Raw genomic sequence first — 10,821 nt, 5'->3', positions numbered from 1 at the left:
GTCCCAGAGGAGTCGCGACGGCGATCAGGCTGCCGCCCGCGGCGGCGGTGTTATACAGGAACGAGCGGCGGGAAACCCAACGCTGCGCTGATCCATCCTTCGACATCTGCTGACTGCTCCATGTCCCGATTGTTTGTCGGGCCGATGGTAGTCAGGGCATATGACACTTTTCCGTGCATGTTTGTGACATGTCGACAGTCTCCCGGTGCGGCGATCAATCGCCGTGGAGCGGCATGGTCACGGAAACGGTCGTCCCGTTGCTGCCGTCGATCACAAGATCGCCTTCGACGCGGGCGGCCAGCGCGCGGATCAGGTTCATACCGAGGCTGTCGGTCGCGTCTTCCGGCATGCCGGCGCCGTTGTCGGATACTTCCAGCTTCAGCCGCTCCGCCGGCATGACCATCAGGGAGACATGGATCTGGCCGCGCTCGCCATTGGGAAAGGCGTGCTTGAAGGCGTTGGTCACGACCTCGTTGATCAGGAGGCCCAACTGGATCGCCATGTCGAGACCGAGGACGACCCGGTCGGTTTCGACCGTCAGTTCGGGACCGGCGCCCGACGCGGTGAAGGACATTCGCAGATGGGCGCAGAGGTCGCGGACATAGCCGGCAAGATCCACGCGGGCGAGGTCTTCCGACTGGTAAAGCTTCTCGTGGATGATGCTGAGGGAGTGGATGCGGCTGCGGACGTCGTCAAGCTCCTGCCGGACGAGCGGACTGGTGGACTTCCGGGCCTTCAGGCTGACGAGGCTGGAGATGATCTGGAGGTTGTTCTTGACCCGGTGGTAGACCTCCTTCAGCAGCACTTCCTTCTCGACGACGCTGGCGCGAAGCGCGGCGTTGGCTTGCAGCAGCTCTTCCTCCCGCTGGCGAAGGTCGCTGAGGCTGCTCAGAAGCTCCTGGTTCTGGCGCTGGACTTCCTCGACCGGGTCCATCGGCTGCTGGCGGGTCAGTTCGTCCATCAGCTTGTTGATGAATTCCGGCACCGGCCGGTCGAGCGGGCGCTGCACGTTGCGGCCGAGCACGACGGAAGTGCCGGATTCGGATGTCTTTACTTCAAGGCGGTCCATCAGCCGCTGGGAACCGAGCAGGCCTAGGCCCATGCCGGTGCTGGAGCGGTAGCGGCCGGCCAGGATGGCGTCCAGCTCGGCGATGCCGGGACCGGCATCGCTGATTTCGATCACCATGGAGACGCGGCCGCCTGACTCTTCGATCCGAAAATCCGCTTTGCCGCCGCCGGCATAGGCATAGGCGTTGCGGCAAACCTCGGAAACCGCCGTCGCGATCCGGGTCTGGTCCTGTACCTCGAAACCCAGCCGTGCCGCGACGAGACGGGCACGCTGGCGGGCATGCACGATGTCGCGGTCATGGCGGATATGGACAGTGAAAAGCGGCCAGGTCAAGTTTCGCTGGTCTTCACCACGACGATCAGATTGTCGTCCCGGACCCGTTTGAAATCGCGGTAAAGCACGGCCGCGATCATCATCGGGTGTCTTGTCGCCAGGCCCGGATAACTGTCGATATCCCATTTGGTGCTCAGACCGTCCGAATGGAAAACCGCCAGCAGATCGCCGCCATACGCATACTCATATTCCTTCACTTTCGCCACATTATGCCCGACAACGCCGTTCTGCGATACTGTCCGGGTTTGCCCGTCCCGCCAACGGATGAAGCCTGATATATTGCCGACCCCGGCGAATCGCACGCGCCGGTCGTTCGGCTCGATCCTGACCACGCCGACGACCGCGCCCCGCGTCCCGCGCAATGCCGTATGCAGGCCCTCGAGCAGCGGTTCGGGCAGCCTTTCCTTCGACCGCAGAAACTCGCTGCGGGCGGCTTCCGCGGCTTCCGCCGCTCCCAGTCCGTGGCCGAGACCGTCACATACCAATAACAGCGTGGCGCCTCTTTCGGTCACGCGCGCAGCCCAGCCATCTCCGCTGACGGCCTCGCCGACGCGAGGCAGGCAGACCGCTCCCACTTCCAGGCCGGGGAACGGGGCGCGCTGCTGATAGCCCGCGGTGCGGACGCCGCAGACGATGGCCGTTCCCAGGTTGGGCTTGGAATAGATGTCGAAATGGTCGGACTGGCGCTGAATAGCTCCCAGGCCCGTGCCGGTACTGTCCGCCGTGCTGACTCCGTCGCGCAGGCAGTCCTGGACGTTCGCCATGCCGGGACCGCTGTCGAGCGCCAGGATGTTGACCTCACCCCCATGGTCGTGGGAGCGGGCATCCAGCACGATTTCCCCGCCGCCGCCATGGCGGAGGATGTTGGTGGCCGCCTCCGTCACGACGATCGCAAGCCGCCCGCAATCCTGCTCGCTGAAGCTGGCGATGGATGCAAGCTGGATCGCCTTGCGGCGGGCCTCGGCTATCTGACTTTGTTCCCGGATCGGTACCGGGATTACGGCCGTTCCGTCCATGATGCGACTTTCACTACTGTACCCTCGCCCGGTACGGACCTGATCTCGAACTCCTTGCACAGGCGCCGGGCGCCGCTGAGGCCGCGGCCGAGGCCGCCGCCCGTGCTGTATCCATCGGTCAACGCCTTGGACATGTCCGAAATTCCCGGACCGTGATCGGTGAAGACCAATTCAACCTTCCGGCGCGTCATGCGTCCGACGACCGCGATCAGGACCTCTCCCCCGCCGCCGTAGTCGAGCGTGTTGCGCGCCAGTTCGCTGGCCGCCGTCACCATCCGGGTGGTCTCGATCCGCGACGCGCCGATCACGGCCATCGCGGCTGCGACCGAGCGGCGAACCCGGCTGACGTCGGCGCCCATCCGGATCGGAATGGTTTCGGCGGAATTCTCCCCCCGCCCCTCTTCAGGCCTCCCCGCTTCAGGCCTCATGGAGGCGCTCGGCCCCCTCGCTGGATTCCCGGCGGATCAGTTCCATGCCGCGGTCGACGTCGAGCGCCGTCCGCACGCCCTGGAGAGACATGCCGAGCTCGACCAGCGTTATGGCGACGGCGGGACGCATGCCGACGATCACCGTCACCGCATCCAGGATTCTGGCGATGGCTGAGATGTTGGCCAGCATGCGGCCGATGAAGCTGTCCACGACGTCCAGTGCGGAGATGTCGATCAGCACTCCCTTGGCATGGGTCTTGGCGATCCGTTCCGCCAGATCGTCCTTCAGCGTCATGATCATCCGGTCTTCAAGATCGACCTGGATGGTCAGCAGCAGGCAATCGCCGATCTGGAAGATCGGGATGCGGTTGGGTTCAAGGAAGTGGGTCATGAATGGGACTGCCGGTCAGCGCGTGTGGGCGGGCTTGGTGGCGGAGAAGGTGACGCCCGTGCGCTTGAGCGCATGGGCGAACGCGCTTTGCAGGTCGGCCTTGGTCGCCACCTGCGGCAGTTCGACCCCGAGATGGACGATGGTCTGGGCGATCTGCGGGCGGATGCCGCTGATGATGCACTCCGCCCCCATCAGCTTGGCCGCCGCCGCCGTCTTCAGCAAGTGCTGGGCGACCAGCGTATCGACGGTCGGAACGCCGGTGATGTCGATGATGACGATCTCCGCCTTGCTCTCGACCACCGCTTCCAGCAGGTTTTCCATGACGATCTGGGCGCGGGCGCTATCGAGCGTGCCGATCAGCGGCAGCGCCACGATCCGGTCCCAGAGCTGAACGACCGGGGTGCTCAGTTCCAGCATTTCCTGCTGCTGGCGCTGGATGATGTCTTCCCGTCCGCGCAGATAGATATCGTTGGTGTAGAGCCCCAGCTTGTCGAGCAGCACGGTCGCGGACCATGCTTCGTTGACCAGCGTCGCCGGATCGTCCTTGTACTGGTCGCGCAGGCATTCGAAGATCGGCTGCTTGAGCGCCAGGATGAAGGTTGCCGTCTCCGTCGGGGTGAAGCCGTGATCGACCCGGAAATTGGTCACCTCGGTCAGCATGTCCCGGACATCCTGCCACTGCTCGCTTTCGATGTCGAAGTTCAGCCCGTTCTTCGTCGCGGCGATCAGATGGCTGAGGAAGCTGCGCGACTGGCGGCGGAGTTCCGCCTCCCGCATCAGGTCGGCGCGGAGGACGCCGACCTCCGACTGGGCGGCGATCCAGTCCGTGAGGATGCGATCCTGGTACCGGCTGAGCAGGCCGGGCAGGTTGCTGCCGGAGGAGTCGGGCATTCTGAAGGTCTTCTCGTCAGTTCATTTTCTGGGGCGGATGGACCGCCAGGGCTTGCCCGATCGCGGTCCGAAGGACCTCGGGCTGGAACGGCTTGCTGATGAGGAAGGCGGGCTCGAGCTGCTCGCCGGTCAGCAGGCGTTCGGGGAAGCCGGTGATGAAGATCACCGGAAGATTGGTCGAGCGCAGGATCTTCTGCACCGCCTTGATGCCGCTGTCGCCGCCCTTGAGCTGGATATCGGCAAGGATCAGTTCGGGCAGGGTCTCGGCCGCGATTCGCAGCGCTTCTTCCTCGCGCGCAGCCTGGCCGCAGACCTTGTGGCCCATGTCGGTGACGAGGCCGGCGATATCCTCGGCGATCAGGGGCTCGTCCTCGATGATGAGGACGCGGACGGATGTCTGGGTCGCAAGCTCGGCGCGGGCGGCTTCCAGCTCCGCGCGGATCTCGTCGGGGGAGGCGTTGAGAATGCGGCTGACCTCGTCAAACGAGAAGCCTTCCAGCGATACCAGCAGCAGCACCTGCCGCTGGCGCGGCGGCAGGCGGCCGACGCCCTGGAGCACCTTGCTGTCGCCGAAGTCGGGTACCGCCTCCGGGAATGTCTCGTCCACCAGCGACCAGACTTCATGGAACAGGGCGAAGAGTTCGAGCCGGATATTGCTGGAAGGATCGATGCGGTCCGGTTCGGCGAGATAGGCCTCCAGGCACACCCGGACGTATTCGTCGCCCCGATCCTGTGACCCCAGCAGGGCGCGGGCGTAGCGCCGGAGGTATGGGAGGAATTTTACAATCTCTGCGGAAGATTCCGGCATTCTGATCTCAACGGTTCATCATGACGCTGTCTAAACCCCGCCTTGTCGTCAGCGGGAAGAACAATCGGACATTCCACATACCACGATAACTCGGGCCGTGGATCGGGGTATTTGGCTAAGCCCCCTTTAAGCGACGCGACCGGAACTGCGGTCGCTGCGGCAACGGGCGAAGCGCTGAAAGGTTGCAGAGAGATGGTGATTTGATGACCGGACGAAACGATGCCGACGCGCCGGCACCGGCCGATTGACACGGAAGGCGATGCGGAGCAAACGTCGGGCAGCCAATAATTCATCGATCAGGTTGAAGGAGCCGCCTTGCCCGTTACCTCCCCCGTGACCTCCGAGGTGGAGCTGTACGATCCGGTAAAAGCCTTTCTGGAAGCACAGGGATACGATGTGAAAGGGGAAGTGCGGAGCTGCGATCTGGTCGCCGTGCGCCCCGGCGAGCCGCCCGTGCTGGTCGAGCTGAAGCTCCGGTTCTCGCTGTCGCTGGTCCTCCAGGGGATCGACCGGCTGGCACTTTCCGACCGGGTCTATCTGGCTGTGCCGAAGCCGTCCGGACGGCGGGTAGCCGGTCCCAATGCGAACGATTCGACCGTTCGCAAGCTGTGCCGGATGCTGGGGCTCGGCCTGCTGACGGTCGATCCGGGCGCCAAAGCGGCGAACCGGGTCGAGCTGGTGGTGGAACCGACACCTTACCGGACCAGACTGAACGCCAAGCGCGCGAAACTGCTGCTGAAGGAACACGAGCGGCGGATCGGCGATCCGAACCGGGGCGGATCGAACAAGGTGAAGATCGTCACCGCGTACCGTCAGGAAGCGTTGCGATGCGCCCGGCTGCTGAAGGACAATGGACCGATGAAGGTTGCGGATCTGAGGCGCGACGGCGACGCGCCCAGCGCGGCGGGCATCCTTCGGAAGAACGTCTATGGCTGGTTCGAGCGGGTCAGCCGGGGCGTCTACGGACTTACGGCGGAGGGGGTTCTGGGGCTGGAAAGGTTCGACCCCGAAGCTGCCGTCGAACTTCCTGCCGACGAGATTTCCGTGTGAGGGGCCTGTTGAGCGGCTGAGAGGACGCCGCCGACGGACGAAACCCCGACGATGGGAGACATTGGGCAATGGCCAGCACCGATTTCGCCGAGAACCGCCGCAGGATGGTGGACCGCGATATCGCGGGACGCGGCATTACCGATGAAAGGGTGCTCGCGGCCATGGGCAAAGTCCCGAGGGAAGCCTTCGTACCCGACGGACTGCTGGAATATGCCTACGACGACTCACCGCTGCCCATCGGCGAGGGACAGACGATCTCCCAGCCCTACATCGTCGCGATGATGATGCAGCTTGCCGGTGTGAAAGCCGGTGATCGGGTGCTCGAAATCGGCACGGGGTCCGGCTACTCGGCCGCGGCGCTGGCGGAACTCGGCTGCGAGGTCTTTACGATGGACCGGCACGCGGCACTGGTCCGGTCGGCCGCGGCGCGGCTTCAACGCCTGGGGTACAAGGGGATCGGCCTGAGAAGCGGCGACGGGACGCTGGGCTGGCCGGAGGAAGGCCCGTTCGACGCGGTGATCGTGACGGCGGGCGGTCCGGAGATACCGGACACGCTGTCGCGCCAGTTGAAGCCCGGCGGTCGGCTGGTGATCCCGGTCGGCGAGCAGGAGCGGTTTCAACGACTGATGGTCCGCCGGCGGACGGGAGAGGATAGTTTCGACGACGAGGGTCTGGGCTCCGTCGCCTTCGTGCCGCTGATCGGGGCGCATGGCTGGGAAACGAAGGACACGGCCCCCCTCGGCACTGTCGAATTGATCCGAGCGGCGGCGGAGCCCCTGCCCGACCTGGACGATCCCCGATTCGGCGAAATGTTCGACAGGATCGCCGACAAGCGCGTCGTGCTGCTGGGCGAAGCGAGCCACGGCACTTCGGAGTTCTACCGGGCGCGCGGCAAGATCACGGAACGGCTGATCTCCCGTCACGGCTTCACCATCGTCGCGGTCGAGGCTGATTGGCCCGATGCGGCGCATGTGGACCGTTTTATCCGCCATAGGCCGCCGCACAGTCCGGACGAACCGGCCTTCTCCCGCTTCCCGACCTGGATGTGGCGGAACGTCGAAGTGGAAGGCTTCGTCGAATGGCTGCGGCGACACAATGGGACGATCCCCGGCCGACAGGACCGGGTCGGCTTCTATGGCCTGGACCTATACAACCTGCGGTCTTCGATCGCGGCCGTCCTGGAGTATCTGGACCGGGTCGATCCGGAAACGGCCCGCTTGGCGCGTGAGCGATACGGCTGCCTGTCACCCTGGCAGCGCGATCCGACCAGCTACGGCGAGGCGGCGCTGGAAGCAGGATTCGAAGCGTGCGAGAAAGCCGTCGTCGGCGTGCTTCAGGACCTGCTGAAGAAGCGGCTTGCCGACCTCAACCACGATGAAGCGGAGTGGCTCGACGTCCAGCAGAACGCCCGGCTGGTCGCGGCGGCGGAGGAATATTACCGGACGCTGTATTCCGGCTCGACCAGCAGCTGGAACCTGCGCGACCGCCATATGTTCGAAACGCTCCAATCGATACTGGCGGCGCGCGGGCCACGGTCCAAGGCCGTCGTCTGGGCGCACAACTCGCATATCGGCGATGCCTCCGCGACGGAGATGGGCCGGTACGGCGAGCTGAACATCGGTCAACTCTGCCGCGAAGCGTTCGGCGCGGATGTGGCGCTGGTCGGTTTCGGCACGGACCGGGGCACGGTGGCGGCGGCATCCGATTGGGACGGGCCGGTGGAGGTGAAACAGGTCCGCCCGTCGATTGCCGACAGCTACGAACGGCTGTGCGCCGAGACCGGGATACCGGGCTTCCTGCTGGACCTCAACGTGGATAGCGCCGGGGCGCTGGTCGCCGATCTGAAACGCCAACGGCTGGAGCGCGCCATCGGCGTGATCTATCGTCCCGAAACCGAACGGCAGAGCCACTACTTCCACGCCAGCTTGCCAGATCAGTTCGACCATTGGGTCTGGTTTGCCGAAACGACGGCGGTAACGCCGCTTGCCGGCGCCGAGCGGCACGATCAGGCGGAAACATGGCCATCCGGGCTGTGATCGGCGGGAGGACGAAGCGGTGCCGGAACAGCCGTCATCTCTTTCGGTGGACTGCCGTCCGTATGGCATCCAGGATCTTCTGCCCGCTGTGCCCCTTGAGCTGGTAGCACCATGCGCCGGACTTCAAGGCCCTTTGCCGCGTCTCGCTGTCGTCGGAGCCGCTGAACGCGATGATCGCGACACCAGGGTGCTCCTCGATCAGGTCGCGCATCGCCGCCAGCGGTTCCTTGCCCGGCATGTGGAGATCCAGCAGCACGGCGTCGGGCCGCAACTCCGAGACGGTTTCCGTCAGCATGTCGGCGCGGTCGATGCATCCGACGCAGCACATGTCCGGGGATGCGTCGATGGTGGCGCGCATCGCCATGCCGATGATGACATGGTCGTCTACGCAGAGAACCCGGATCTGACCTTTTGAAGCGGAATGCGTCATGGCCGCGTTCTCATGTCATTCAAGATGGCGAAGCGAGGCCGGCCAACAGTTTCAGCAGCTCGGGACCAGGTATGGGCCGGCTGAACAGATAGCCTTGGATCTCGTCGCAACCCAGGCGGCGCAGGTGGGCCACCTGCTGTTCGGTTTCCACTCCTTCCGCCACGATGCGGCGTGACATGGAATGGCCCATGTCGATAACAGCGCGAACGATTTCCGCATCTTCGGCGCCCGTCGCAATGTCCGTGATCAGCGACCTGTCGATCTTGATCGTATCGAGCGGCATCATCTTGATATAGGCCAGGGAAGAATACCCCGTACCGAAGTCGTCGAGAGCCAGATGCACGCCCAAATCGGCCAGCTGCTGCAACAGCAGGACGATTTCGCCGCTGTCCTTCATCAGCACGCTTTCGGTGATCTCCAGTTCGATGTCGTGCGGCTCTAGTCCGGTACGCTTGAGGATCGCGATCAGTGCCGGAATGAAGGCGGGACGAATCTGACGGACCGACAGGTTGACCGCCATGCGGACCTTGGAGTGCCCGTGGTCGATCAGTAGGCGGCGCTTGCGGCAGGCCGTTTCCAGCACCCATTCGCCGATGGCGTTGATCAACCCCGTTTCTTCCAGTTCCGGGACGAAATCCGCAGGAGAAACGTTGCCGAGATCCGGACTGCGCCACCGCAGGAGCGCCTCGCATCCGCAGACGGTCCAGGTCTTCAGATCGACCTTCGGCTGGTAGACCAGCGAGAACTCCCCACGCTCCAGCGCCCGCGACAAGCCGGACCTCATGGCGATCCGGTTGTTTACCGCAGTGTCGAGATCGGGAGTATAGAAGCGCCTGGGCGGTCCGTCACTTTCCCTGGCGCTCCAAAGCGCTGCATTGGCATTGCGCAGCAGGACGTCCGGATCGGTTCCGTCGGCGGGAAAGGTGACCATGCCGATGACGGGGTTGAGCGTGATCTCGAATCCGTCCAAGTCGACCGGCGATTCGAAGGCCGCAAGCACCCGGTCGGCCAGCATGCCCATGCGGCCGGCGTGATCCAGATTTGGGGTGAGGACCGCGAATTCCGATCCCTCCAGCCGGGCCAGCGTGTCGGTCGAGCGAAGGCAGCCGGCCAAGCGCCTTGCCGCTTCCTGAATGGCACGGTCGCCTATGGTCCTGCCCATGCTGTCCGTGACGAGCCGGAAGTCGATCAGGTCGATCAGCATCATGCCGCCGGATACCTTGGATGCCTGATCGTCTTCCAGCGCCATGGCAAGGCGTTCGCCGAACAGAGTGCGGTTGGGCAGCAGGGTCACGGCGTCGTAGAGAGACTGCCGCCGGATAAGGGTCTCGAAATGGGAGCGCTCCGTGATGTCGCGGGCGATCGCGACGAATACGGGCGGCGTCTCGTGCCGGAGCAGTTGAAGGCGGATCTCGACCTCGTAGGTGGAACCGTCGCGGCGGTGATGGAGAGTCTCGTAACAGATCTCATCCATGGAACCGTCCTGAAGCGGTCGCACGAGTTGGGCAAAATCGTCCTCGGAATAGTCCGCCTTCAGGTCCATCGGCGTCATGCCGAGCATTTCTTCCGCCGAGTAGCCCAGGTTCTCGCGAGCCCCCCGATTGACGAGTATGAAACGCCGCGACTCCGCGTTGAAGACGTAGATCTCGTTGATGGATTGCTCGATGATCCGGCCGAGACGCGCCGTCTGCTGCTCCGCCAGGGTACGTTCGGTTATGTCCCGGAGCACCACCACATAGGCCGTTTCGCCATCGAGCGACACGCAGGCGATGGAGGCCTCCGCCGGGAACTCGGCCCCGTCGCGGCGCAGCTCGACGATCTGGCGGCGCTCACCCATCAGGCGCGAGCCTTCAGTGTGATCGCGGAAATCGATCATCTGCTTGCCGTGACCATGACGGAAGCGCTCCGGCAGCAACGACTGCACCGAATGCCCGATCACCTCGGACGCGGAGTATTGGAAGACCTGCTCGGCGGCACGGTTGAACAGGACGATGCGAAAGGCGCCATCCATGACGACAAAGGCATCTCCCGCGAGATCGAGGATCTCGAACAACGGATTCGAGACGCTGGAACCACCGAATACCAATGCGGTCCTCACCCCTGCCATCGCATCCGCACCATCCACCGCCGGCAAGTGGGAGTGATCCTCCATCCCGACGCCAGACAGGACAATCATACCATTCTCCTCGCGCCCGCTTGCTCGAGATCGCCACTACGACAACCAGCCGGCGGTAGACTCAGACGTCACCCGATCATGATACGAGTGTTGAAAACGAGGTCAATAATTTTCGAGACAGGACACAGATAGAAGAGTTCCCGTTTCCGGCAGAAAAGCTTGGGTTTATGGGATGGCTATGCCGCAGTGCGTC

11 protein-coding genes are annotated in these 10,821 nt (G+C 64.1%); 2 read left to right on the top strand and 9 right to left on the bottom strand.

All coding sequences use genetic code 11. The features are described from left to right. From AC5JJ6_RS24870 to AC5JJ6_RS24840, 7 genes are all read right to left on the bottom strand, one after another. Positions 1 to 106: twin-arginine translocation signal domain-containing protein (locus AC5JJ6_RS24870; RefSeq protein ID WP_496044638.1), on the bottom strand; the 106-nt coding region annotated here is incomplete at its 3' end. A 108-nt stretch (positions 107 to 214) separates the two neighbouring features. Then, complete coding sequence (locus tag AC5JJ6_RS24865; protein WP_496044637.1) at positions 215 to 1,402, bottom strand: sensor histidine kinase; 1,188 nt, start codon at positions 1,400 to 1,402, stop codon at positions 215 to 217. Then, the gene (locus AC5JJ6_RS24860; protein WP_496044636.1) at positions 1,399 to 2,418 is read right to left on the bottom strand and encodes an anti-sigma regulatory factor; all 1,020 of its coding nucleotides are present in this window, start codon (positions 2,416 to 2,418) and stop codon (positions 1,399 to 1,401) included. Before AC5JJ6_RS24860 ends, AC5JJ6_RS24865 begins: the two co-directional genes overlap by 4 nt. Then, positions 2,400 to 2,846 carry an ATP-binding protein gene (locus tag AC5JJ6_RS24855; protein WP_496044635.1) on the bottom strand — a complete coding sequence of 149 codons (447 nt, stop codon included), beginning with the start codon at positions 2,844 to 2,846 and terminating at the stop codon, positions 2,400 to 2,402. The genes AC5JJ6_RS24860 and AC5JJ6_RS24855 overlap by 19 nt, the downstream gene beginning before the upstream one ends. Then, positions 2,836 to 3,237, bottom strand: a complete 402-nt coding sequence (locus tag AC5JJ6_RS24850; protein ID WP_496044634.1) for an STAS domain-containing protein — start codon at positions 3,235 to 3,237, stop codon at positions 2,836 to 2,838. Before AC5JJ6_RS24850 ends, AC5JJ6_RS24855 begins: the two co-directional genes overlap by 11 nt. Positions 3,238 to 3,252: 15 nt before the next feature. Beyond that, positions 3,253 to 4,128: an STAS domain-containing protein gene (locus tag AC5JJ6_RS24845; RefSeq protein ID WP_496044633.1), complete on the bottom strand. Its 876-nt coding sequence runs from the start codon at positions 4,126 to 4,128 to the stop codon at positions 3,253 to 3,255. A 16-nt stretch (positions 4,129 to 4,144) separates the two neighbouring features. Continuing rightward, positions 4,145 to 4,936 carry a response regulator gene (locus AC5JJ6_RS24840; protein ID WP_496044632.1) on the bottom strand — a complete coding sequence of 264 codons (792 nt, stop codon included), beginning with the start codon at positions 4,934 to 4,936 and terminating at the stop codon, positions 4,145 to 4,147. A 315-nt stretch (positions 4,937 to 5,251) separates the two neighbouring features. On the opposite strand from AC5JJ6_RS24840, the gene AC5JJ6_RS24835 reads away from it, so the two are divergent. Both AC5JJ6_RS24835 and AC5JJ6_RS24830 read left to right on the top strand, forming a co-directional pair. Beyond that, complete coding sequence (locus tag AC5JJ6_RS24835; RefSeq protein ID WP_496044631.1) at positions 5,252 to 5,986, top strand: DUF2161 domain-containing phosphodiesterase; 735 nt, start codon at positions 5,252 to 5,254, stop codon at positions 5,984 to 5,986. 68 nt (positions 5,987 to 6,054) lie between these two features. Next, entirely contained in the window at positions 6,055 to 8,022 is a 1,968-nt protein-coding gene (locus AC5JJ6_RS24830; RefSeq protein WP_496044630.1) for a protein-L-isoaspartate(D-aspartate) O-methyltransferase, read from the top strand. Between the two features lie 34 nt (positions 8,023 to 8,056). On the opposite strand, the gene AC5JJ6_RS24825 is transcribed toward AC5JJ6_RS24830, so the two are convergent. Continuing rightward, positions 8,057 to 8,452, bottom strand: coding sequence for a response regulator (locus AC5JJ6_RS24825; protein ID WP_496044629.1), 396 nt, complete (start codon positions 8,450 to 8,452; stop codon positions 8,057 to 8,059). Between the two features lie 19 nt (positions 8,453 to 8,471). Then, positions 8,472 to 10,628, bottom strand: a complete 2,157-nt coding sequence (locus AC5JJ6_RS24820; protein WP_496044628.1) for a putative bifunctional diguanylate cyclase/phosphodiesterase — start codon at positions 10,626 to 10,628, stop codon at positions 8,472 to 8,474. Positions 10,629 to 10,821 lie beyond the last annotated feature (193 nt).

It is taken from the genome of Skermanella sp. (genome assembly GCF_059503625.1).
Note: the sequence above shows the minus strand (reverse complement) of the source record. Positions and strands in the feature narration are given on the sequence as shown.